Annotated in this window: 22 protein-coding genes; 15 read left to right on the top strand and 7 right to left on the bottom strand. The window is 36.6% G+C overall.

What is annotated here, in order from left to right; all coding sequences use genetic code 11:
- Window positions 1-54: 54 nt before the first annotated feature.
- The gene (locus tag I6E85_RS11485; RefSeq protein ID WP_024591264.1) at window positions 55-1,116 is read right to left on the bottom strand and encodes a replication initiation protein; all 1,062 of its coding nucleotides are present in this window, start codon (window positions 1,114-1,116) and stop codon (window positions 55-57) included.
- 897 nt (window positions 1,117-2,013) lie between these two features.
- Between I6E85_RS11485 and I6E85_RS11490 the strand changes: the two genes are divergently transcribed.
- From I6E85_RS11490 to I6E85_RS11530, 9 genes are all read left to right on the top strand, one after another.
- The gene (locus I6E85_RS11490; RefSeq protein ID WP_024591265.1) at window positions 2,014-3,129 is read left to right on the top strand and encodes a PD-(D/E)XK nuclease-like domain-containing protein; all 1,116 of its coding nucleotides are present in this window, start codon (window positions 2,014-2,016) and stop codon (window positions 3,127-3,129) included.
- A gap of 91 nt (window positions 3,130-3,220) precedes the next feature.
- A complete protein-coding gene (locus I6E85_RS11495) occupies window positions 3,221-3,937 on the top strand; it encodes an LPP20 family lipoprotein (RefSeq protein WP_024591266.1) in 717 nt (238 codons plus the stop codon).
- A gap of 5 nt (window positions 3,938-3,942) precedes the next feature.
- Complete coding sequence (locus tag I6E85_RS11500) at window positions 3,943-4,422, top strand: metal-dependent hydrolase (RefSeq protein WP_024591267.1); 480 nt, start codon at window positions 3,943-3,945, stop codon at window positions 4,420-4,422.
- Window positions 4,419-4,955 carry a hypothetical protein gene (locus I6E85_RS11505; RefSeq protein WP_024591268.1) on the top strand — a complete coding sequence of 179 codons (537 nt, stop codon included), beginning with the start codon at window positions 4,419-4,421 and terminating at the stop codon, window positions 4,953-4,955. Before I6E85_RS11500 ends, I6E85_RS11505 begins: the two co-directional genes overlap by 4 nt.
- Before the next feature lie 123 nt (window positions 4,956-5,078).
- Window positions 5,079-5,543, top strand: a complete 465-nt coding sequence (locus I6E85_RS11510) for a hypothetical protein (protein WP_024591269.1) — start codon at window positions 5,079-5,081, stop codon at window positions 5,541-5,543.
- 36 nt (window positions 5,544-5,579) lie between these two features.
- Window positions 5,580-5,858: a hypothetical protein gene (locus I6E85_RS11515; RefSeq protein WP_024591270.1), complete on the top strand. Its 279-nt coding sequence runs from the start codon at window positions 5,580-5,582 to the stop codon at window positions 5,856-5,858.
- A 457-nt stretch (window positions 5,859-6,315) separates the two neighbouring features.
- Entirely contained in the window at window positions 6,316-6,729 is a 414-nt protein-coding gene (locus I6E85_RS11520; RefSeq protein ID WP_024591271.1) for a hypothetical protein, read from the top strand.
- Between the two features lie 142 nt (window positions 6,730-6,871).
- Window positions 6,872-7,408, top strand: a complete 537-nt coding sequence (locus I6E85_RS11525; protein WP_024590282.1) for a hypothetical protein — start codon at window positions 6,872-6,874, stop codon at window positions 7,406-7,408.
- A gap of 73 nt (window positions 7,409-7,481) precedes the next feature.
- Window positions 7,482-8,120: a hypothetical protein gene (locus tag I6E85_RS11530; protein ID WP_024590283.1), complete on the top strand. Its 639-nt coding sequence runs from the start codon at window positions 7,482-7,484 to the stop codon at window positions 8,118-8,120.
- A 250-nt stretch (window positions 8,121-8,370) separates the two neighbouring features.
- On the opposite strand, the gene I6E85_RS11535 is transcribed toward I6E85_RS11530, so the two are convergent.
- Together I6E85_RS11535 and I6E85_RS11540 are read right to left on the bottom strand one after the other, a co-directional pair.
- A complete protein-coding gene (locus I6E85_RS11535; protein ID WP_024590284.1) occupies window positions 8,371-9,999 on the bottom strand; it encodes a DUF4942 domain-containing protein in 1,629 nt (542 codons plus the stop codon).
- 70 nt (window positions 10,000-10,069) lie between these two features.
- The gene (locus I6E85_RS11540) at window positions 10,070-10,753 is read right to left on the bottom strand and encodes a ribonuclease HI family protein (protein ID WP_024590285.1); all 684 of its coding nucleotides are present in this window, start codon (window positions 10,751-10,753) and stop codon (window positions 10,070-10,072) included.
- Window positions 10,754-10,919: 166 nt separating this feature from the next.
- Here I6E85_RS11540 and I6E85_RS11545 point away from each other — a divergent pair, with 166 nt between their 5' ends.
- The 4 genes from I6E85_RS11545 to I6E85_RS11560 all read left to right on the top strand — a co-directional run bounded on the left by I6E85_RS11545 (window position 10,920) and on the right by I6E85_RS11560 (window position 13,490).
- Window positions 10,920-11,597, top strand: coding sequence for a hypothetical protein (locus tag I6E85_RS11545; protein ID WP_121954243.1), 678 nt, complete (start codon window positions 10,920-10,922; stop codon window positions 11,595-11,597).
- The gene (locus I6E85_RS11550) at window positions 11,578-11,778 is read left to right on the top strand and encodes a hypothetical protein (RefSeq protein ID WP_024590287.1); all 201 of its coding nucleotides are present in this window, start codon (window positions 11,578-11,580) and stop codon (window positions 11,776-11,778) included. Before I6E85_RS11545 ends, I6E85_RS11550 begins: the two co-directional genes overlap by 20 nt.
- A gap of 462 nt (window positions 11,779-12,240) precedes the next feature.
- Window positions 12,241-12,873 carry a hypothetical protein gene (locus tag I6E85_RS11555; protein ID WP_024590288.1) on the top strand — a complete coding sequence of 211 codons (633 nt, stop codon included), beginning with the start codon at window positions 12,241-12,243 and terminating at the stop codon, window positions 12,871-12,873.
- Window positions 12,870-13,490, top strand: a complete 621-nt coding sequence (locus I6E85_RS11560; RefSeq protein ID WP_024590289.1) for a hypothetical protein — start codon at window positions 12,870-12,872, stop codon at window positions 13,488-13,490. Before I6E85_RS11555 ends, I6E85_RS11560 begins: the two co-directional genes overlap by 4 nt.
- 12 nt (window positions 13,491-13,502) lie before the next feature.
- On the opposite strand, the gene I6E85_RS11565 is transcribed toward I6E85_RS11560, so the two are convergent.
- Window positions 13,503-13,928, bottom strand: a complete 426-nt coding sequence (locus I6E85_RS11565) for a hypothetical protein (RefSeq protein WP_024590290.1) — start codon at window positions 13,926-13,928, stop codon at window positions 13,503-13,505.
- Window positions 13,925-14,449 (bottom strand): hypothetical protein, encoded by a 525-nt coding sequence (locus I6E85_RS11570; protein ID WP_024590291.1) that lies wholly within the window; start codon window positions 14,447-14,449, stop codon window positions 13,925-13,927. Before I6E85_RS11570 ends, I6E85_RS11565 begins: the two co-directional genes overlap by 4 nt.
- 478 nt (window positions 14,450-14,927) lie before the next feature.
- Here I6E85_RS11570 and I6E85_RS11575 point away from each other — a divergent pair, with 478 nt between their 5' ends.
- Window positions 14,928-16,880: a helicase-related protein gene (locus tag I6E85_RS11575; protein WP_024590293.1), complete on the top strand. Its 1,953-nt coding sequence runs from the start codon at window positions 14,928-14,930 to the stop codon at window positions 16,878-16,880.
- Window positions 16,881-16,952: 72 nt separating this feature from the next.
- Here I6E85_RS11575 and I6E85_RS11580 read toward each other — a convergent pair whose 3' ends face one another.
- Window positions 16,953-17,249, bottom strand: coding sequence for a hypothetical protein (locus I6E85_RS11580; RefSeq protein ID WP_024590294.1), 297 nt, complete (start codon window positions 17,247-17,249; stop codon window positions 16,953-16,955).
- 194 nt (window positions 17,250-17,443) lie between these two features.
- Window positions 17,444-18,235 (bottom strand): hypothetical protein, encoded by a 792-nt coding sequence (locus I6E85_RS11585; RefSeq protein WP_024590295.1) that lies wholly within the window; start codon window positions 18,233-18,235, stop codon window positions 17,444-17,446.
- Window positions 18,236-18,445: 210 nt separating this feature from the next.
- Between I6E85_RS11585 and I6E85_RS11590 the strand changes: the two genes are divergently transcribed.
- The gene (locus I6E85_RS11590; RefSeq protein WP_024590296.1) at window positions 18,446-25,375 is read left to right on the top strand and encodes an Ig-like domain-containing protein; all 6,930 of its coding nucleotides are present in this window, start codon (window positions 18,446-18,448) and stop codon (window positions 25,373-25,375) included.
- Window positions 25,376-25,539: the final 164 nt, after the last annotated feature.

A 25,539-nucleotide genomic window follows, 5' to 3' on the forward strand; every position in this document is an offset into this window, starting at 1 on the left:
GTGTTGCTGATCACTTAACCGGTTTATAGTTAACACATTTATGGTGTCTAAATTTTAGTAATCTAGATCTTTAGTTAACTCTAATAGTGACTCAAGCTCACTCTTTTCATCTTCAGTTACAGTCTTTTCTACATTTTCTTTTTCTGTATAAGATTGTAATGCTTTTTCTACTTTATCCGCTTCTTCATCTATTTCTAAATAACGATATGCCATCATAAGTTTAGTTAACTCGGGAACACTAAGTTTTTCTTTAAGAGTAACTTTTTTTGCAATCATTTCTTTCACTGTTTGTAGAGCGTCTTGAGTGTTCAGCTCATGGTACGTGCCTTTCTCATGCCATTTGATAAGAAATTTAATTTCAGATATGCGATTTCCTTGTGTTTTAACTTCATACCCAATATCACCTGTTTTACTTTCCAGAAATAGCAGCTCTTTCCTAACTATAGGGTGATTGCTTAATCTATCAATGCTATCTCTTATACATCGCTGCATAAAAACACCATTGTTTTTAAATGAGCTTTTATTCTTTTTTAGTTTTCCTCTTTCGTCGAGTAATCCAAATAAGCCTTTGAGTATATCAACCTTAATAAAATGCATCTCAAATCCATCTTTTTTAAAGCGGCTTAGCAACTCGTAAAGCCTCTTAGAATACTCTTGTTTTAGATCTAAGAATGTTTTTGTAGTTATCAGTGCGAACCCATGGTGATATTCAATATATTCACTCTCAAGCATGTCATTAGGAACCATCGTTAATAGTCCCTTTTTATATTTGATATTTTTGAATAGAGGTTTGTAATCGAATTCATCATCTTCCGTTTCAGATTCAATTTTGATGCCCACTTTATAACCTGCAAGCCTTTCTGCAGCAGGAGCTAGCACCGAACCAATATGTTTTGAATCAATGTTTAACCATTCAGATAATTGGTTGGCAGTGTAAGTGTATTGTGGTGTTGATTTAACCCAGTCAGAGCTTTTCATTTGAGCCATCATTAGAGCAAATAAATCGGCCTCGCGTGGTGATAAGTCTTTCCGACTAAATACCAATTTATGACCTTGTTTAATATGTTTAGGTAAGTTAGTTCTTGAAATAGGTATATCACTTAGCTTTTTACTCATAGTCGGACGCCAGTATTGTTGGGTTCTAAATAATTTTAATCTAATAATGTAATATTTCACACCAAGATTGTGTATTCAATGCTTTGTACATTACATATTCTTGGTGTGTGACACCATGATTGTGTAATCGATGCTAGTTACATTACATCTTCTTGGTGTGGTACACCATAAATATGTGTTCAATACTGTATACAATACATCTTCTTGGTGTACCACACCGTGATTGTGAAATTAAGATTTACCGTTACATGTTCTTGGTGTACGACACCAGAATTATGTAATCAATGCCGTATATGTTACATAATCTTGGCTTACGACACCATAATTATGTAATCAATGCCGTACACGTTACATATTCTTGGTGTACGACACCATAATTATGTAATCAATGCCGTATACATTACATCTTCTTGGTATATGACACCATAATTGTGTGTTCTACACCGTGGGCATTACATATTCTTGGTGTGTGACACCACAATTGTGTGTTCAATACTGTGAACATTACATATTTATGGTGTGTGTCACCTTCATTGTGTGTTCAATGCCGTACACATTACATATTATTGGTGTGTGACACCATAATTGTGTGTTCAATGCCGTACACGTTACATATTCTTGGTGTGTGACACCATAATTGTGTGTTCAATACCGTTCACGTTACATATTACTGGTGAGCAACACCACAATTGTGTGTTTAACGCCGTATGCGTTACATAATCTTGGTGTGTAATACCAGAATTGTGTAATCAAAATTATATGCTCTATGAAATTAGTACTGATTAAGTTTAGCTTATAGCAAGATTAACTGCCTGATTAATATGCAATTCTAGGTTAGTAGCCTGAATTTCTATCTATGGCATTATGGTCGGCATAAATAGTTAAAGGGTTAAACCAATGTCAGCAGCAAAACAATTAAGTTATGGTCTTGATGAGATTCAAGAAGCTATCTCTAATGAAGAACTTGCACCTAAGTTAAGTAATTGGGTAGAAAAAGCCATAGAAGCTTTCGATGCTAATGGCGAGCCTAACTATGTTGATTCTAAAGGGGAGTTAATTGAAGGCATTTACATTAATATGCCTAACGATTTGTACCATAGCCTCCCTGCTTTAAGCTCATCTCAACTTAAAGAATTCAAGGAGTCACCACCTCATTACTACCGTAAATATTTATCAGGTATTGAAGTTAAGCGCACGCTTCAAACTCAACGCACATTAGATGCAGGCACACTTGGCCATGAACTAATTCTTGAGCCAGAAGACTTTTACAACAAATACTTTAGAGAATTACTACCTATTGATGAGCCGGATGCTTTGCATACTGAAGCGCAAATTAAAGCTGAGCTGGAAAAGCATAATCTAAAAACAACAGGAACTAAGGCTGTTAAAGCTGAGCGATTGGTTAAACATGATCCAAATGCTAGAGTTTTTGAACATTTACTACGACTTAATCGCGAAAAAGAGGGCGCACAAAGCACCGCAGTAATAGAAGGCGAAGAAAAAACATTGTATGGCGGTAAGCTGGGTGTTGATGGCCAAGTGTGGGATAGCGCTATACGAATTGTTAAATCTTTAAAAAATGAACCTCAAGCTGATGCATACATTAATTATGGCTTACCAGAGGTTGCCATTATTTCACGCTGCCCACGTTCAGGTTTACTTTTGAAGGTTAAATTCGATTGGCTTAGGTTTGACGATGAAGCGGCTGATGTAAAAACTACTCGCTCCGCTAATCCAGATGATTTTTCAAGACAAATGCGCTCGTTGAAATACGATTTACAGCAAGCATTTTATACATATGTTGCAAGTTTAGTGGGCATTCATATACGTCGCTTTTTGTTCGTTACTGTCGAATATGCGTCAGCAGATTATTGCCAACTATTCAAAATTAAAGATACTCGCCTTGCTAAAGCGTTTGCAGAAATGCATCTAGCCAAAGATGAATTCGTCGAATGTAAGCGATCGGGTAAATGGTTAAGCCGCTATAGCGGATCAGTTATAGAATTAGACTAAAAAATTTACAATGTACTTTTTGGGTAGCTGTAATTTTATAACTTGCAGCAGCTCAATGTTAATATTTAACTTTAAAACAAGGTATACATCCATGAAATTGAAAATAACTTCGCTAGCGATGGGTCTAGCTATCTTATCTGGTTGTTCATCAAATGATGATATGGCAGATAGGCTTGAAGCGCTAGAAAATCAACGTGCTGCAAACGAAGCTGCGCAACTAGAAAAATCAACACTACAGCAAGAAAAAGAAATTGAAGCTTCACCTGAGTGGGTACTAGCACCACCAGCGTCAGATTCAACCGGATTTTATGGTGTTGGTATTGCACAATCAAAACAGCTAAATCACTCTCGTCGTGCCGCACGATTACAGGCTGAGTTTGAATTAGCTAAACAAACTGGACAAGAGCTGTCTGGCTCAGAACGTTCGTTTGAGCAAGGTGGTGCAAGCGGTGATGTTAATACGCAAACTACATTTTTGATTGACCAAATAGTTGATTCAATTCCGGTAGTGGGTTACCAAATAGTCGATCAAAAGCTCTCGACTATTAACGGCCAATTCCACGCGTATACTTTGCTGAAGTTGCCATATGAAGAATTTAATAAAGCATTACAGCAATTGAAAGCGAAGACTAATAATAACGCTGTTCAAAAGCAATTTGATGATTTGGAAAGACGCTTAGGTAAACGTCGTGCTGAGAAGGAAAAGGCCACTCAAGCAGAGCACAACCGTGAATTAGAATTAATTGAAGCTCGAACCAAAGCGTTAAATCCAAGCACTGACACTAAAAACAACTCTAACAAGGGGTAAAGACAATGATGTTTAAAAGCCACCTTGCAATAGCAGCTGGTGGCTATCTCGTAGCTTTAGACTTTTTAAGTGATAAATTTGAACAAATTAACTCACAATTAATACTGGGTGGTGCATTAACCTTAATCGGCGCTTCGCTGCCAGATCTAGATCATCCAGGTTCGTTCATCGGTCAGCGTTTTAGATTTATATCTAAGCCAATAAGTTTTGTTTTCGGCCATCGAGGACTAACACATAGCATAATCCCCTTGGCCGTTATTCTGTTTGTATATGGGCAATCTGCTCCGTACTGGCTGCTATGGCTTTGCTTCGGCTATGCAATGCATTTGGTCGGTGATTACCTTACTGACAGCGGGATACCTCTCTGTTATCCGATAACGAAAAAGCGTTTTAAATTTTTATTAGTAACTAAAACTAACACTATTGGTGAGCCAATATTAGTCACTGTTTTCTTAGTTGCATGTTTTCTATGGGTGTTTTTATGAATAAAAAATCTTTTGAAAAAAATAATAATCCATTCGGTACAGATCTTAATGAAGACCTGTGCCAAATAATGTCTTCTGGGCACTACCAGCCCGGCGAAATAATTGAGAACGTTACAATGTTTGATGTTACTCAATTAATCGAAGAGGTTGTTCTTGAGGATGCTATTTATGAAAAAAATAGAATTTTGTATAAATTAGACTATTTCGATTTAATCGTTAGACCCCTTGAGTCTGTCTCCAGTTGGAGAGGCGAAGAAACCGTTAGCAGCCTTTATTTTGAAAGCAGAGTAAAGAATTTTTCATTCTTTGATTATCAGCTACTTTCTGAATTCAACCTACGTTTCAAACTTCTAAAAGTATTCATTAACAATGAAAATCAGCTTTGCTTTTGTTTCCCTTTGATTTTAGAAGGTGTCACTACAGAGCATTTGCTTGGTGCAATACACTCTTACATGACTGATTTGCAGAGTGCTCGGAAAATGATTAAAGAGCTTGTATGCACAAAAGATATGGACACTACATCAAAGCATTAAATGTTTATAAAAGAAATAAGGCGAAGCATAAGGCCGCGCCTTATTTTTACCACCCCAGCTTAGTAGCCTGAATATACATTTAGTATAAATTAGTGCTCTGTTGTTTCCTAAAAGGTAATTATTGTGAAAAAACCTACAAATTCTAAATATTCAGATGATCAGGTCGAGTTTTTAAGTTTGAATGTGAATAAATATTCTTTGGCAGAGCTTACTAAGCTTTTCAATTCAACATTTAAAACTTACAAATCAGATTTAGCTATAAAGAACACGCTATTTCGCAACAATATAAAACGTCCGAAGCCAGCGGGGATAAGTGAAGATACCCTTAAAACCTTTTTTCTGGGCAATACAAATTGCACTGCCGATGAGTTAACGAGACGATACAATAAGGAGTTTGCAAGTAACCTATGTACAGCATCAATTAGAATTAAGCGCAGAAAGTATGTTGAAAAAGTTGTAGAAGAAGAGGAGAGAACGCTTGCGTTTACTAAGTATGATGAAAGTTTAAACCCACATATTAAAGAATTAATATCGTCAGACTGGGGGTTATTGCTTAGCAAGCAGCCGGCAAAAAAAAGCGCAGCATAAATACCTGTTAAAAATTGAGCTTAGAAGGAATTTTAAATGTTTACAGATGAGCAAAAACTATCATGTGCTGTTGGTGAGTTAGTCCATAGCTTAGGGAATTTAATTGTAGATGAAGATTTGCGCTTTGGAGGCTTAACCGTGGCAGATGGTGAAATATTGCAAGCTCTAGGGCAAACGTTACGAACGAAAGAACTGAGCGATGAAAAACAAGTGCTTCAAAATGCAGGAATAAAACCAAGTTTACATTCACGAGCAGAAATTGTTGAGATGGCAGAGGCTATATTGCTAAAAGACTCTGAAAGCACAGGCACTTAAATAATGCTCGTTACGACAGCGTTAGAGTCAACTTTTAAATCCTAATGAAGTACAACGGTGATAGATACATGATTATGTTTGAAATAGATAAAGCTGGCCCCTGTTGCCGGCTTTTTTATTGTCAATTCAATGAAGAACCATTAAACCTGTTAAAAAAGGTGAGTTTGGGTGAAGTAGCTCATATCAGATCTTACAGTTTTGACTAATAGGTTTAGATTCATCTGACAGATATGAGCGATAACCTGACACTGAAAAAGTTAAATTTATTCCTGTGTTTTGAGTAGAAATCTAATTTTGTCCAATAACATTATTAAACGCCGTTTTGGGGCAAAATAACATGCTTAATTTCTAGCTGTTTTAATTACTTGTTTACAAAGGTAATTATTGGTGAAATTATCATGGTATGTAATATACGCCGTTTTGTTGTTTTATAAGCTGTTAGCTTACAAGGAATATTATGAGTACTTTAGATCATTTAACTAATTGGGACATTGAGTTGGTTAAGAAAGTAGTTGATCACTTAAATGAATTCGGAATTGTATCGGATGAAGATGGTTATGGTTTTCCATCTACATGGATTGAAAGGTGGTCAGATGCGTGTACAGACTATTTAAAAATACATGGTTATAAAGGTGGACCCTTATCTGATATTGGTGAATTCTTTAGTGGGTATGGTGCAGTATATGGTTTATATAATACAACTGGAATTAGTTATAAGTCTGCAGGTGAATACATCACCAAATTAGCAACTAGCAAGTCAATCGGACGACTAACACTGTTGCCTTATTTGCTAAAAAACAGCGCAAGTACGCTGCAGTTCCTTGCGGCGTTATCACTGTCCGCTCATGGCACTGAGCCCAACTTCGGCTAAGAGCGATAACCGGACATTGTAAAAGTTAAATTTACTCCTGTTTTGATGAATTGGATCCTAATTTTGTCCGATAACATTATTAACCGCCGTTTTTGTGTGTTATAAACACCAAAAAGGTGTTCAATAGGCTGTTAGGTGAATCGTGAGTACAGTTAACATAATTTACGCCGGAGAATCAACTGTATGTAATATTAATGAGGTAACTCTCACTATTGAAAATGGTGAGAATGAAATCCCTATCGATTTTTGGATTGGATTTAAATCCAGTAGCAGCGGAAAGCGAAAAATAGATCGAGGTGCTATTTATCCTAAAGATGTTTCCGCTGAATCTGTTGCAATATCAGACTTTAAAGAGCTATGTTTTTCTGAGTTCGATTTACTTGGTGTCCCTGCGGTTAAAGTATCTTTAGAGAGTGGCTCATTTTCCAAAGGAGTTAAACACTCTATTGCGTTAGAGTGGATGAAGTCCAAATCAGAAATTCGCGAAGTAAGCCGAGAAGATCGCGAGAAAGAAAGCTTATCAATTTCTCGCAAAGCCTTATTAACTTCTGAGGATGCTAATTCAATCGCACGTGATGCTTTATCTAATTCACGCGAAGCTAATAAGTTAGCTCGGAGAGCTATTATATGGAGCGCAATTGCTACACTTATAGCTGTTATTTCAATATACTTTAAATAATCCAATGATTTACTCTTATGTTTAATTTACCTAACAAGGGTTTTTAAAACGGCTTTATAGCGCATGGAGAAATATGTTTAACGATAAGTTTGTTTATACAGTTTGCATTTTCGGTTTGGTACTTTCAGGAGTGTACTTAGCGCTAATTTTCCAAAGGTTATCATTGAATGTTGTTTTATCATCTTTAGCTAATTTAGCTACAATTGGAGGTTTTCTCCTTGCGCTTTATGCTATTGGTATATGGAAGAACAAAAGTAAGTTGGCTTTCGTGTATACAGATTTACTACTTTTACAAAGACAAGTTAGTGATGTAAATGGCCATTTTAATATGTCTAAAATTTATGGAATCAATGCTCAAAAACTATTATTTGAACAATCTCTCAATAAAGTGTTTGAGCTTGAAAATTCGTTAAGGCATTTTGAGTCTAGTTATGAAATAGCTTTGGGAATTGATTCAGCGAGGGATATGTTAAACAATGCGTGTGAAATTGAAAATTTCAAATCACATATAACATTACTCAGATCGTTAACTGTAACCGAAAGACATGTGAATAACTCAGATATGTCAGATATAGAGATTATTTACCTAGCGTTAAATAACCCGGATCAGGTATCTTCATATCTATCAGGAATGAAATCTATTTTCACAAACAAAGATATATATTTCAATCAAATAAACCACGAATTAGATTTGTTAAGCAAAGCGCTATAACAAGACCTTGAAACGGACAAATTATAGCTGGCGGTGTTCGCTTTGCTCTCGATTTTAGCCAGCTATAATTTTGCGCTTAAGGTGGCGTTATAGGCCAGAGGGGGCAAATCTTGACTTCATCTTGGCATTATTCTCCTGACCGTCCGCAATTGGCACATATGCGACTGTCAGATTTGATTAAGTTCCGTTAATTAAATCTGACAGATTAAGTTAAGACTTATTTAGTTAAGCACCTTCAATCTCAATTACGTTAGTTTAATTTTAAAAACTGAGTACCCACGTTTATTTTTAGATTACTGTGAAAAGCCTGCTTTGCACAATCAATATCAACACCATCTATTTCTTCGGCCGCTTGTTCTGGGGTATTTATCCATCCTCGTAACCTACCAAATTCGACATTAAGGCGCGCTATAAAGCCCTGATTAATTTTGCGGTGTATATTACCGTTTTGATATGCCCGAGCAGTGAATAATACAACTTTCTTTTGAGCAGTGTGATCGAAGTAATGGAATGTTCTAAGCTTACCTGGTTCCCACTCTTCAACGGTACTTGCTCGCTCTTGTCCTAGCGTATCAAAGCCCAAGTTGTGTGCAATAGTAATTAGATCATCTATTTTGTTTGCAGAACTTTTTGAAAGCCCATTTATTCTATCAAATGAATAGCCGCCAAAATTGCCATAATTACTTGTAATTATTCGATAGTCCAATGCAAATCTATCTAACCCGGATGGTTTTCTATTATAAAGCCATTCAGAGCGCCCAAATGTTCGTTGATTTGATTTATACAAAGTAATGTTAGACTCGCCAATTAAACTCTCATAAACAGATATTAATTGTGAGTCTATGTATTTATTCACGTTTTTTACTGCCCATTCAGCTATGGCATAAGCATTTTCTTTCGTGAAGTCAACGTTAACATTCTTCATCAACAAGGTTTGCATCTCTTCTCGAGTGCTTGTACATAACTTATCAGTTATTGGAGTAAAGCGATTAAATAGCTCTTTCCAGTATTTGTTTTTTAAAGATTTAATACGAAGTTTAATAGCAGCATAAATAGAATCGATCGAAACGTTAAGCTCATCTAAAATGCTTCCATCTACATGTTCTAAGCCTTTATAAGTGTTAATAAGCTTTTCTAAACTGGCATCATAGTGGCTTACCAATGTGCTTATTAGGTCGCCACCAGCTATTATTTCAAATTTATCAGGTTGCACTTTCTGATGGAGCGAGTCTGCTTTTCTTGCAGCACTACCTTGTGCATCTATATCGAAGTTATCAGAAAACCACGCTGCAAAAGGGTCTACATCAACGGTGGCTCTATCCCATCTTCTCGAAGCAGATTTAGATAAGCTTATATGGATAACGTCTACGGTGCATCGTGCTGGCCGATCTGCAGAACGATAGTCAGAGTTGCCTATTACAGTGAAAGTTGCTTTACGGCGAGCTAATGCGTCTTTTATAGCTTGGTTATTACTCCAGCGCGTAGGCAAAATTAAATATACGTCCGGTGCTAGAGATTCCGCAATAATTTTTGAGGCAAACTCAGAATACTGGGTAAATGGTGGGTTGCAAAATATAACAGATGTTTCAATATCTATAAGCGTCTGAGCCATGAAATCAGTGCCAACAATCATAATATCAGCGGGTAAAGCTCGAATTAGAGGCAATGATTTTTCAATTGCATACTTTTCACCGTATTCATGTGCGATTGCATTAAGCACACGACCATCACCAACACCAATATCTAGCACAGAATAGGGCTTGTCGTAGCCTAACAAGTCGATGTGTTTTTTTATTAATGCAATATCTGAATCTAATGTTGGATAAAATTCAAAATCACCAAATTCTCTTACTTCTTCAATAAGTTTAGCTATACCCATTTTTTGTGCCTTTGATTTGTTTCAATAAGAACACAATACAAAGAACGAAAATTCACGCTACCGAATGGGTTTATACACTTTTATGAATTTGTTGCGTTTGGGAATATGCAATAGCGGCATTTATATGTTCACATTTTAAATTCGCGCATGAACACGAAAGGGGATTTAAATTGATAGCATATAATTTAGAGTGTTGTATAACGCTAAATCCAACTCCCTTGTAGTAATGAACCGCAGTTATTTCATTTAATCGCTGTTCATTTATATCTACGACGTTGGACGGGTTATTATTGCCTTTGTTGCTATCAATAACACTATCAAGCTGCTCTCTTTTAGTATTAACTTGATTATCTGCAAGGCCAGTTCCCTCTAATGCATCCTGACTAAGCTTGTCGGCATGACTATTGTTAATTCTCTTGATCCAACATAATTCAATAAACTCTAACTCATAACATAGCTTCATAGCCCGCTTATTTAGGACGCGTAGGGCAGTGTCATTACAATTCCATACTCCATTTAGCTGATTAATCACTAACTTTGAATCGCCATAGACTGTGGCTTTACGAATGCCAAGCTCAATTGCTTTCTCTAAAGCATATATAAGCGCACTGTATTCCGCTTGGTTGTTAGTACCGTGCCCATTAAATATTGAAACCTCGGCGACCACATTGTTTTGCCCATCAAATATAACTGCACCACATCCGGTTGGACCAGGATTAGGATTACATGCCCCATCGAAAAATATTTTATGCATAAATTCCCCCTTAATTTATATGAACAATATCAATATTCGATTTTTAGGCTACCACTTGGAATAAAATTATTTAGAAAGGGGATTTTGGGTATCTCTATCTTTTGAGATTAGCTAACTGAACACGGATAATTGATTTCATAGACATAAACTATAACGAGGAGAAATGATGTTTAAAGTGATCATAACGGCAGGGGTTTTATTATTAACTGCAATGACAGCTAACCCAGCCAATGCGACAGATTTCAAAGAAGGGCTGCACTACGATACATATGCATCATCAAAATTAACAGGTAAGCCTACATTTATTGAATATCTGAGTTTCTTTTGCCCGGCTTGTGAAAATTTGAACACGTTTCAAGATGAGATTTACCGTTCTGTGCCAAAGGGTGTGATTAAGAGAAGGGTGAGTGTCGATATTATATCAAAAACCAGTCCTGATGGTTTTTTAGCTTTATCTAAAGTCATGGCAGTTAGTGATGAGCTTTATCCAGAGATTGGTAATTCTTTAGTCGATTTGATATTTGTGGCCATACACAAAGAGAAAGTGACAATTACACCATCGTTAGTGGAGAAGTTAATCAAGGTTGTGGATGAAAAGTATGAAGCAGATATTTGGGCGCTATATAACAACCCGAAAACAAACGAAGTGGCTAAATTCACTCTTGGAAATCAAAGGTTGATGTCATCGAGAGGTATGCTGAGTACAGTTCCACGCATCATTATAAACGGTCGTCATGTTGTTAAATTTGATGGTTTGGATAAGAGTGATTTTTTTAAAGAGCTTCATGAATTAACTAAATATTTGGTAAATAAGGACTATGGTAATGATGAACATAACAACTAATTTAGAAGATGTAGAATTTATTGAGAATCAAATTATAAGTGATCCTGCAGCAAGCTATTGGCTTAAAGAGCAAATTAAAGAAAGTTCAAATCGCGACATATTAGATGTTTTAAACGACGTTGATATTTTGCGTTCTATATTAACCTTACGTCACGAGGCCATAAAGACTGCAAGGGGTTAAAAACTCTTGAAAATCAAGGGCTTATGTCCGATACTGCCTAGTATTGGACATAAGGCGTTGTTTTTAATCAACTTTATTGTTTTACTATTATATTGCCAGCCTCAAGTTCATCCAATTACAGATATTCTATTACCAATAAACTTACCCATATCGCACAAAGTGTCCGTCTAAATGAGCTTATTTGGTAATATCCATTACTGAAACCAAAAAAGTTGAGTTATAATAAAATAATATATATGCCATATATGGTATAAAAATTAAATTATAATATAGAAATTCAAAAATAATTCATGCAATTAATTGTTTTATTTATCAACAAATTCAATGGCTTGTTGAGCTTAATTTGTTCGGAAACAGATTTAAATTTCGACCTATACGTAAAATTATGCATTACAATTATAAGTGCTTGTAAAAGGATTTTTGAGCCTAAAAACCAAAATAAAATATGGAAATTATCTGAGCATGCTTACAAAAAAGTTTACCTATTTATTAAAAGAACTAAAACAACCTCATAGTTCAAGTCTCTACATCGCGTATACTGACACTTTAAAGCAATTCGATTTTGATAAGCAAGATGCTCCCCACCAGCAGTGGATAGAAGCATGGCTTGAGAGCACACCTATTAAATCAATAGAGCTTACAAACCAAGGCATTTATGTTGGAATTACTATTAGAGAAAAGATTTTAGAAAAGTTTTCATTTATTTTAATAGATGCCTTAAAAATCGAAAATACCGCTACTTTACCTGCCGCACAAAATGATATAGAAAAAATAACTGAATTAGAAATAGAAGCATGGTTGGAATACGATTCAGATTGGATGATAACCTTGCTGACAGCAATATTTAGCAAAAACATGGGGATAGACAGTAAATATATAGATCCATACTTAAATGGGCGCCTCTCTATTTATGCAGACTCTTTCAATGAAAGGCTTTCGCTTGCCACAATAGCGATTGAATTTATAGAAAGTGGAGAAATGCCTATTAGTGATTATGAAAAAATCTTGGATTTCTTTGGGGCATTTTTTATATTGGCATTCTGTGAAGATGACGTACTTAAACAAAGAGTTTTGAACACTATAGGTGATATTTGAGCCCTATCACCTTATTTGTAACTCTTGTTTTGGTTAATTTTATTCTAAGATTAAAAATTAGGTCTACTTCATCTTCATGGTTACTCAAGCTTATATTTACACTTGGCGTACCTTTGCACGAAGCTGCACATTACATTTTTGCAAAAATCCTACTTTTAAAAGTCACAAAGACGCAATTTTTACCAAACTTCAAAGATAAAAATAAAATGGGGTTTGTTCAATTCATACCACACAGAGGACTTTTGGGCGCTCTTACCAATATGTTGGTAGGCATCGCCCCCCTGCTTCTTGGTTTCGCTATACTTTTCATTCTATATAACCAGGAGAAAAGCACTGATACAAATGCACTAAGTTATCTAGGTATTGGCTTAACAACTGTGGTTGTTATGCAAAGCATGATCCCCTCATGGCAGGATATAAAGATAGCGCTAAAGGGCCTTTGTATCACGCTCGGTTTGCTCGTTGTAACTTCCCTTGCGTTCCCAGTAAGGTGGGAAAATATCATCTCTTATGAATTGTCTGCCCTACTAGAAGTAGTGTCACCGCACCTTATGGTATTAACCCTATATCAAGTAACAGCAGTTTTAGTCCTAACTGTTCTCAAAACTAGAAATTAAATAAGCACTGAATTATGCTGACTGTTTACTGGCAGCTAGCTTAGTAGTTTTATCTAAATCTTTTATAAAAGACTTCCAAATACCAGTATATTCTAAGACTGAAGATTGCTTACTCAATGAGTTAACCATTTTTACTGTCAAAGTAATTAAATCATCTTCGGCAAATTGTAACCATAAGCACTGTTCCTGTTGCATTATTTTGTTCGGATGATCAGAAAATGCCAACCATAATAAAATGCTGATACCATAATCTGCGTCAGTGAGTTCTATATTTTCAAAAGGCCGCATGGCTGAAGAATAATAGCTATTAAGTAGCATCTTCTTAATTGCAATTACTTCTTTTGTTGAGCCTGTTGGATTTTTGATAATCTGAAGGCATAAATTCCTATATAAAGGAGTGTTTATAGTGTTCAAAGCGCTATCTATATAAGCTTTCATATGTTGCTCAACTCTTTTTGTGTTGGCTCAATAATCTCTGAGCTTTTAAAATCTACGTCGCTAAATCGTTCAAGCAAGTATGGCTTACCGTTACCCTCAATAGCCCAAACATCTTCCCCACTTACAACAAAAGCAAGTTTATAGCTTTTGCTTTCAAATTGCAGATGCCTTGCTTCACTTGCCAAGATTACTGGGTTACCGGAACACGTTTTCATATTTGAAAATAAGTCTTCAACATCAGCGCTTATTTGTCTCGATATTAAAGTACCTGTGAGCGGCATTTGAGCACCACCTACAGACAGCCCGCTTTTAGAAAATTTATATTCTAATAACCCATGAATTTTAATTTTTCCCTCACATTTAGCCGGGTTATATACCCAGTGGCCACTGAGTTTTTCAAAGTCGTTATCGTGAACATTTACAAAGGTTAGACCAGGTGCTTCTTTCTCATCAGAAAATAGAGAGTCGCAGCCAGCTATACATATCGATAACACGGCTGCAAGTAAGATTCGTTTATTCATATTGAGACCTCTTCATTAAAAACACTATGTTATCCATACTTTATGAAGCCCGCAAAAGTTAGAGAGTGCAAATAGGTGTCCTCTAAATTTTTGAAGCTATAAATATGCAGGGTAAAATAACCTAATTAACAATCAACAAACAAACGAATGGAAAAGACAAAAGATTTACTCAACCAATTAGTTGTAGGGAATATCCAATTTCAAGATTTTCTTAACTTGGAGAGTGAGCTTGCTGAATTAATGCAAAAAAGTAGTTACTCGAAACCAGTTCTTCACGAAGATACACCGCTGTCAATTTTATGCATGAACCTATATCAAGCAATAAAGGCTGCAAATAGAAAACAGAGTGCGAGCGTGAAGATTTCGAGCTTTTACAGTAACCCGCTTTGTAAATACTGGCTTAGTAAAGCCCAGTTAGCTTTGCAGAACGGTAGCTAGGTTATTGGATTGTGGTTTAATAATGGGAAGGAGAATTTACATGACAAAATTTGAAATTTATTCCAAGTGCCCTGCTTTGTATTTGCCATCAAAGGTAGAAGATTACACCTATGTAATTGATAATTTTTCTAATCTCAAAACGTGTATAGGCCATGAAATAATAGTTTATGGCTTAGTGAGTAAGAAAGGCGAGCACACATCACAAAGAGGTGTGCCATACACTAGTTACCTCCTAACAGATTCTGACGATTCTGCTTCTTTCGTATTGTTTGGTGATGAAAACTCCCGCGTTAAAGAAGAAAATAAACCAATGCATATCAAGGGTGAAATCGAGCTTGTAAATGGTAAGTATCAAATCAATAAAGCCTCAATTATTGATGATGAAAAGGCTGGTAAAATTGTACCTGTATACGATGGAATTAAAGGTAAGCTAATAAAGGCAGACGCAAATAGATCACTACAGAGCAATATAGGTGAAAGCGAAATTAAAAAAGGGAAAGACCAAATATACTTAGAGTTAGAGCGTTTGTTTGGCAAATCTGTTGAAAGCGTATTAGTTGAATTAGGGTTTGCAGGTACGATGTCAGTCAATAACCTATTATATAAAGCTCACAATCCTAAATTAGTACATGAATTTTATAAATCAATCGAGATGTTAAAGCGACTAAGTACCGCATTAATGGCCGGGGCTATATTAAAAGAACGAAAATGCGTGCCGACTACCACGCTTCAGGTAACCACCAAAATTGATGAAAAATTACTTACCAAATATATACCGTTCACACTAACCGGTGAACAGTTCTATGTTGCTAGCCAAATCATAGATCGTTTGTGTAATGGGCCTACTGCGCTTGATGGCCTACTAATAGGAGATGTTGGGACAGGTAAAACGGTTATAATGGCAATGTTGGCTAGACAGGTTGTACTTTCACAGACTAACAGCAAAGTAATATTCCTCGCCCCTAATGTCTCATTGTGTGAACAACTAAGAAAAGAAGTTTGCGCGATGATACCTGAAGTTCAAAGCGCGTTAATATGCGCAGGTAATAACTCATACGCTAATGAAGCGCGTTTGATATTTGGTACCACAGCCCTACTCTTCAAGGAATTTAATGATGTTGAACTCCTCATAATAGATGAGCAACAGCAATTATCAGTAGAGCAGCGACGCCAAATAAAGTCCACACACTATCTTGAAGCGTCAGCTACACCGATACCAAGAACACTGGCGCTTACAAAATACAGCAGTGACAATGTTTTTTATCTCAAGCAGCAGCATTTACCGAAAGAAATATACACACGAATAGTACATAAAGAGCAAGGCTCTGACCTTATGCGCTCAATCCATGAAACTTTATCTTATGGGTGTAAAGTCTTAATTGTTTGCCCAAAGCGAGATAGCGAAGGGAGTAGCAATAAAATGATTGATGCTGAGTCGTTAGCGAGCAGTCTCAATTCACACTTTCCCGGCTTAGTGCGTGTATATCACTCGGCGCTTGATGATGAGGAATGCGAAATTGTACTTAATGAGTTTAAGACACATATACCAATAATGGTTTCAACGTCAAAAATACAAGTAGGGTTAACCATACCTGATTTGCGCCACTGTATAGTTTATGGTGCAGAACGCTTTGGCCTTACTACTCTACATCAAATACGGGGTCGATTAGCGCGCACACAACCGCAAAGCGGAAGTAATTGGGGGAAGTTTGACTTATTTTTACCTAATAAGCCCTCTGAATCCACTGAATTTAGATTGAATGTATTAACGCAGAGCAGTGATGGTTTTTATATCTCTGAAAAAGATCTCGAAATACGTGGAGCTGGAGAGTTATTGAGTGGCGGTAAAAAACAACATGGCTCTACAGACTCATTAATTAAAAATATAAGTATAGACTTAGGAAGATTAGCTTCTGCAATTGAATATTTTGAAGCTAAGGGAGAAAAAATACTCCAATCCACCAGCCCTGTTAAAATTCATGAATTAGCTTGAAAGCTTGAGTTGGCATTAATTGTAAAGTTAATGCCAGTAGTTGAGAGTCGTTAGAGGAATACGAAATAGCGTTTATGCAGCAACGTTCACAAGAATAGGATTTTTAGATAGTTTTGATTTTAACCTATGCAACCTTACTCGGTCGCGCATTCCAATTTTTCGTAGAGCGAAATCATGGATTGTAAAATCAATTACTTTAATACTGGTTAAGCTTGGTAGTGCAGGGATAATTGAACGAGAAGCACCCTGCCTGTAAATTGAATTAGGATTTAAACTAATCGGCAGTGGTTTTGTTCCTAGGTCTATGAAATCACCTTCCCATTCTATTACTAACTCTGCCCCCGCCCGATTATCCTTTGGTTTGGGCATACAGGATAGCCTTCAATGAAACCATAAATGCCAACCCCACCATATATAGAATCTTGATGAAGATTGAACTGTCCGTTTTTTAAAATTGATATAAGTGATTTTGGAGAACATACATGATTGAATTGAATCAAACTAAAATCTGCCTTTTACAGGAGAATTAAGCCGCAATAGTTATTCATTTTGCGGCACTAAAATTATTGTTGTCTTTGTTGTGCTTTAACAGGAAATTTACTACAAGCAATCATATCCTGACACATACGATTTATATTTCTCAAAATTATATCCGACCCTAAGCCAGCGAAATTTGAAGTATATTGAGCCAGCATAAAATGCCCAATATTTAAGGTTGTAGGCCAATCCATTTTGACAGCCATTGAGCCTCCTTTATGGAATACGCTAGCAAATAAACCATCTTCTTGGCGCTCGAAATTAAACCCTTTGTCTTTATTTTGACCGTGGTTCATAAACTGGCAACTAGTCGTGATACCAAGGAAAACAGCGATAACAACAGGTAGTTCTGTAAGCATGATTTGGACACTAAGCTTTTTACTCCAGTCGTAACGCTTGTCACTATGGTCATTTGGGTTAATGCGAACAGCCCCTTCAATCATAATCGTGTCAAAGCTAAAATTTCTACCTTGGCTTTTTCTAGTTTCACTTAACTTAAATTGCAATGCCGCACGTTTAGAGTAAACGGGGAACATTGTGTAATCTCTTTCGTTTTCACTGTTATTTTGAGGATCTTGTTCTTGATATTGCTGATTATTCGTTAGCCCATTACCTGTCCCTTGCTGAGCTTGTATGTCGTTGTGAGCATAACCATTTACTTGCGAATGTGGCCTTGCTCTATGTAGTGGATTGTTAGGTTGCTCAGTTGCATGGCCAGAGGCAGGCGCTTTCCCGTTATTATAAGAACTTTGCTGTCTATTAGAGCCATTGTTAAATGAGTTCTGCCTTGGTGAATTTTGAAAAGGGTCTGCTTGCATTGGTCACTCCTAAATACATTAGTTATCTTGTATGTATTTATATCAAATTTGTAAAAGCACGCTACTGACTAAATTCGCCTAGATCTACTTTTTACTCTGTTACTGAATAAAACTCAAAACTTAGAGGTGCCCTTTTGGGGTGCTCTAATATTTCGGTAGTTGGTTTAATTTTAATATCATGATGTAAATTTGGGGATTTTAGGAAAAATCATGAAATCAGAAAGTAAGTTAATATGTAGGTTTCTATTTGGCATCTGTGCATTAATATCCGCAACATCGGCTAATGCAGATATTGTTCAATATTCATTTAAGCATTCGCAGACCGGTTCAGACACAATAATGGGTTCACCAGGCTCCACTGAGTATCTTAGTGTTAAGAATACACTTGCGGTATATTCTTCAGCAGGCTTAGATCGAAAAATAAAAATTAAGATTGTTAACAGTGCTGGGTCTACTGTTTCATGGAAAGAAACTGGAATTATAAGTGCATCAGATAGATTTAATGTTGGTGAAAAAAGTTACTACGGTGATACCGTTATACTTGCAGCTCCTTCGGATGGTCGTTATAGCGTTGTTCAAGAGATTCTAACTAAAGATAACCAAATAGTAGAAACTTTTAGTAAAGAAATTATCATAGACACGCTAGCTCCAACCAGTAGTCCTAAATTGAGATCTAATTCACATGGCTATTCAAATGACACCACATCGGATGTTTGGAAGATGGGTATTGCTGGTAGCTCAGACCATTATGTGTTTTTAGATGACATTGAAGATGATATTGGTGTTCAAAAAATAACTATTCGAACCCTTAGACAAGATGGAAGTGAATATAAGTCAGCAACACTCGGATATAATATAACCACTAAAACTATTCAATATAATTACCATGATCTTTTTCCTGTATCTAATTTGGATGAGCTGTTTAATGTCAAAGTCGATATATATGATTTAGCGGGAAATATTAATACAGTTTCTCAGCCAGTTTATTATGATAACTATGCCGGCGCTCCATCAGAACCGTATGCAGTTTACGATCCTGATTCTAAGACAAGCATCGTACCGGGTACTACAGGTTATGTACCTTATGTTGCAGGTATGGGTGTTAAGACGAATCCAATCAAGATAATTTACCGACTTGATAGGAATAATTGGTATTCTTTTAATGAAGCTGGTCTAAAAATTTCAAGCCGTTTTGGTGGCGCCGGTCTTATATATTCCGACGAAAAATATGCATATATTACTTTCACATCTCCTATAAATTCCTTTAATCAAAATGACGTTAAATGGGTAAATTTCGGGTCATGGGCTGGAGGGAGCATACAGTATGATTTGGTATTGGAACCAGGCGTTCCTGAAACTCCAGAATTCGGCGCTGATGCACAATTCTATTATTCTGATATTGGCTGGGATACTTGGAGGAAATATTATATTTATAACGATCGCCTTCCTATTTCGATTCCTAAATTGAAGGTAAATGTATCCCCCAGAACGTTTGAACAAACTGTTGAGTTTAAAGGGTTCAAATGTATAGTTCCTACAGGTGGATCATCTTGTATTATTACATTTTCAGCTCCATTAGAATTAAAAAAAGGGACTACTGGATATATTCATAATGAGATTAATATATATAACGCTGAAAAAACACTTTACGCGCAAAGAAGGTGGGCAGAAGTAGAATGGAATGATGCGTACTACCCAGAAATTAGTACAACTTACGATGAAAGTTCGACAAAACTAACTGCTGAAATTTACCAACAAGGGCAAGGCAGCTATTTTGGTAGGCTTACGTTAAGTAATGTATGGATTGAAGACAAGGCGGGTTCTGTATTTGACGTACCTATAAAAAGAATAAGTTCGAATGGGGGCTATTATGTTTACCAGTGGGAATTGAAAAACCTACCTGAAGGCTCGCACGATATAGTTGTTGCCGCAAAAGAAAATCATGGACCTATATCAAAAGAATTAGCTGTAACTTTTAGTTCAGATAAATCAGCACCAATAGTTGAAATCAACTTTAGTAATAATAGTTCCACTATTCCAAGCCTTGATAATGTTGTAATCACTGCATACGATAATCAATCAGATATAAAATTTAGTGATATACAACTTGTAGGTGGGCCTGCAAATGAAAACGTATATCTTGCAAGCTCTTCATTGGGCTCAGATAAGTATGGTCTTCTATATCCAGTTCTGTTTCCCTCAGAAAATACAGCAGGTAATTATAAACTTAGAGTAAGTGTTACTGATGTCCAAGAAAATATAACCACTGTAGAAGAAAGCTTTTATTATGACCCTCCACGTGTATCGCTCATTGAAGGTAGTTCGTCAATTGTTTTACCAAGTATTAGTCAAAACCTGTTACGCCCTTCAGGTGGTAAACCTATTCAATCAAAAGAGTTAACGGTTAAAGATGGTAATGTACTTAGTGGTTCTTATCCTATTTTTGCTACATTAAGGAGTGATGCTTTAGGCAGTGTAGTTATACAAGGTGTTACTTTAAATCCGGGTGACACTAAAAATATTACTAACAGCTACAACTTTTCGAACGCTGGTGGAAAATATAATCTTGATTTTTATCCTGCTGATGTTTCAAATAATGCAAAGGGTAGCCTACTTATAGGCACAACAGCACCTAATGCCCCCGTTTTAGTATTTGCCTACGAATTTAAAAACCTAGAGACTAAACGAGAGGTAATGACTGAACCATTTGCGGTAATCGAAGAGATGACCTCGGATGTTTCTTTGTCTGAAGTAAGTCAGTTTTGTAAATCATTAACACATGATGTTGAAGCAGCGAAAAAAAGCGATCCTTACAATTCAGCTGTGTGTTTAGTGACACATGTTATAAGTGCCGTAAATAAAAAAGAAGTAACGAAAAGCGGTAAAGTTTCGTTTAGTGGATATATGGACTCCCTATCGTATGAAAACCTAAAAGTACGAATTAGCACTTATTCAGGCTCAAATAATTACACTTTGGGCGAATACACTTATGAAATACACCCGAAAACCCCAGATGGAACGATTAAGTCATCACTAAATATTGATACGTCAAGAGTCTTACATAAAATCGAACTTACTGAGTTTACGGCCACATTCGATAACTTTACAGGCTGTTCGATTACTGGAGATAAAGGTATAGCCATGGATTATGCCTTTGATAAAACGGCGAGCAATGGTGAAACTAAGTGTTACCTTGAATGGATAAAACTACCGATTGGCATAGCAAAAGTCGGAAGTAGTGTTACAGCAAAAGGGTATGCTGACGTTGTAGGCGCTAATACAACCTCATGGAGACTATCAATTTTCCATGATGGTGATCAAAGCTTAGTATTGTCTTCGGGGTCGGTAGTAAGCAACGTGGTCATTCCAGAGAGCCCTAAATTACTCGAAACCACTTTAAGCTATAGCAACGGTAGGCAGACTAAAGGTATTGCGCATTTACTTAGAGATAGCAACGCAAAAGTTAAGAGCATCCAATTCGAAGTAGAACCTAGAGACTTTGTTCAAGTAATAAAACTAAATGGACTTACTTGTAATGTACCAATTGGTATTAATGAATGTCGTATCGCACTCGATATTGGACCTTTAGGTGAACAAGAAACTATCATTACTGGAATGATCCCATTAAATACGCTAATTGATTCAATAATTCCATATTTTACGTCATTAAATGAAGGTAGTTTCGTCCATAAGCTAGATTGGGATTACACGCCACCTAAACTAGTGAAGGTGGCGATAAACAACAAAAGGGACGGCACAGTGCTAGTTGAAGATGTTGATGGGACTGAAATAAAACTAAATGAAGATGAAGTTGCACTAATATTATTCAGTCCATTCACCGATTTAAAAGATGAAGAAACATGGAAATTAGCTAATTCAAGCTTATACATTGCTTCTAATGAAGATATAACGTTTGAACAGTCAGTGTTTATTGATAGAAATCATTTTTTCTTTATTCACGATAAAATTAACTTAAATGATGAAAATAAAATTTTAGCAGACGATATTCAAGTCTATGGTAATTATATTGTTTACCGCTATAGTTTTAAATCTCTACCAGATGGTGCGTTTACCTTTGATGCTGATTTGCGTGACGAATTTACAAATGGCCAAGATTATAAGCACGACACCTTTGTAATGCAAAGAACAGCACCAGAAATTCAGTTAAGTCATCTACGTGATAAAGCGAGAATGATAGACGGTGTTTACTTTGCTACAGACTTTGGGGCTGTTACAAATCCGGGCTGGGATAGTAAAAATACGATAATTGAAGCAACGTTTGGCGGCGAAAACCTAACCTTAGTCGATGACCCTGCTGATCCACGAACTTATGTTAAATTTTTTACTGGTGACTTAGACACATTAACTCCCGGTAAATTATATCCCCTTATCATTAAAGCTAAGGATACAGCAGGAAATATAGGTGTATTTAACCAAGAGTTGACCTATGCACCATCTTTTTTCAACATCAAATCTAGTACAGCTACAACAGAGTTATACCAATATGTTCAGCGTGGTACTGCGTATGTATCTCAAAGCAGATACCTTTGTAACTATGTCGCTTCACAGGAGCTGGCAAGAGAGATCTCACGAGAAGCCCGTAAAGGATGCTACGTTAAAATTGATTCACTTCCTGATGGGATGAGCACAATTTGGCAAGGTTGGGCTCTTAAAGTAACTGGCTCTATTAATAAACTATCTGATAACGAAATAGAATACAGCGCCTATGTCGTTAATCCAGATGGTCAAGAAGTTAGAGTAAGTCATGAAACCTTTTCTTACGATATAAAACCTGCAGAGACAATGACCTTTGAAATGTCACCAATAATCAAGCTAGACGATAGCGTTTACGGGGTCATACCTGAAAATCCAGTTCTAGCTAGATATACGTTGGAAAATGTATCCGGCGAAATAAATATAAACGTTACGCGAGGTGAATATTCTAATAGTGAATTTATGGCTCAACGTAGTCATAAGCCCATTTATGAATTATTAGGTGTAATACGTGATGATGATGCTAACAAGCGTAACGTATTTGATAGATACCCATTTAAAGTTGAGGCTGCATACAACTTATCCCCTCAACACAACGCGGGAACATACGGTGAAGTGATTGTTTTACCTTCACGCAGAGTGGCTTTAAATTTAACGATGGAAAGTAACGACGTAATTTTAAGTACCGATGATGTAAAAGTAACGGCTCATATTGGTGCATGGAACTGGCAAGAAAAGCAAAGTGACTATGAAGTTTTATCGATGGGTGAATGGGATGTTTACCTCGCATATAAAGACAATAAAGGGAAAGAACAACGTATATCAGATGTAAAAACCAATTCAGCAAATGGACAGGTTATTTTCAATTTAAGTATTGAGGATATATTTAGAAAAAGTAGCGGTTTTTATGCAGTAGCGGAAGTTAAATCGCCTCACCCGGAATACACAAAAAAATTAACATCTACACCGATATTTATGCGTATTGTGCTAGGCACAGGTGTAAGTGGTGAGCTGGCGAGTAATCAAGTGCGTGGGAAAGTGCCGTTTACTACATTAGTTCGCTATGACTATGATTCAATAGAAGATATGGTTGCTGGTAATGATGCGGTGTGGCTTAAATCTAAAGACAATAAAAACTGGGAGACTATGGATGAATATAGTGGCAGAAGCGCAATACCGTTTTTTATGGGTGAAGCGGGTGATTACTATGTTAAAGCAAAAATCACGAACAAAAATACAAATGAGTCAACGACTACGCAAGCACTTAAAATAAGCGGTTATGATAAAGCTAGCCTTGTAATCAGTGGACCTTCACAGGTTTATGATGGACAAGATATGAAATTAAAAATGCTTGATTATGTAAAAGAGTTAACTGATTACGACGGCATAGCTCAATGGTCTCGTGATAATGGTGCTACGTGGATTGATGGCTCTCCACAGCAAATATTAGTAGCAACCGGCGAGCAAGAAATAATTTTAGGGCGTTTTAAATACCATACGTCTACTGCTGGTGCGGGTGATGATGCATGGGCGCTTTCACGTTTTTACGTAAGGCCTGTCGGACCAAGAACCGTTATGGCTCAAATCAAAGCAACACATCTCGTTGAGTTAGGCGTTCCTATTAAAGTAGAAGCGCAAGTTTTAAATCTAAATGGGGGGGTTGATTTACCCATAGTTTATCAATGGTCTAAACCAAATGGGGAAACGAGCGATGAAGTCATATTTGACTACACACCTGTAGAGAGCGACTTAGATGCTCAAGGCCGGTTAAACTTCAAATTAAGTGCGTGGGTAAAAGGATATAAGTCTGAAACATTTAGAGAAACACAGCGTAATTTAGAAACGTGGAAATATGTTTTTCCTGAAATGAATATAGCTGTAAGAAGTAATATATTGGTCGCACCAGCTACCATTACGGGCATGATAGAGGTTCAACGTAAATTTATGCCTGGTATTACATATGATTATGAATGGATACAAGAAGATGGCATAGAAGCAAGAACACCAGCTAGAATTTATAGTGAGATAACCCTTAAAGATGCAGGCGTTCATGAGCTAAAAGCAAAAGTGACTGACAGCCGTGGGATGAGTCGTATATTGAGTAAATATGTTGATGTAATTGAGCCAGATGAAACGAAAGGTACTTTTATCCATTTTCCGTCGAACCGATATAGTCGCGCTCCATTAGGCCTTGTAACTAGAGCCCAAATGACAGGAGGCCATCCAAAGGACTATATAATAGATTACAAATGGTTCGTGAATGGGGTTGAACAAGAAACGCTACAATCGCGTAGTCCAATGTTCCGCTTTGAAATTGAAAATCCGGGCAGTTATAAGATAAAAGCAGTTACAACGAGTCAATATGGCCAAGTAACTGAGGTTATCGAAAATTATACAGTTAACGCTAATTCATTACCTGAGTGTGTCAGTGATCAACTTGTTCGTTCTGGAACAATCCGTATTACTGCTAACTGTAAAGACAATGATGGTTACGTGATAGGTTACGACTGGTGGTTTAATGGCGAGTATGTGGGCCGTGGCGCCGCATCTACTCAGTTACGATTCAGTGAATATCCAAGCATGACAGTCAACTATGAAGCAATTGATGATGCTGGTGGACGTACAAAAGGTTCATTTAGCTGGTAGTTAAGAAAAAAACCATAGCCCCATCTAATGCAATATTAGATGGGGCTTTTTTCGTTTTTAACCCCTCTTAATTTCATTAAGAAAATTACAGCACCTATATTGGTACTCTCTATTTTTTAACCTTTCAATTTTCATGCTTGATAATAGAGAAAATTATCAAGGGC

It is taken from the genome of Pseudoalteromonas sp. NZS71 (genome assembly GCF_015864715.1).
Classification (GTDB): Bacteria; Pseudomonadota; Gammaproteobacteria; order Enterobacterales; family Alteromonadaceae; genus Pseudoalteromonas; species Pseudoalteromonas arctica.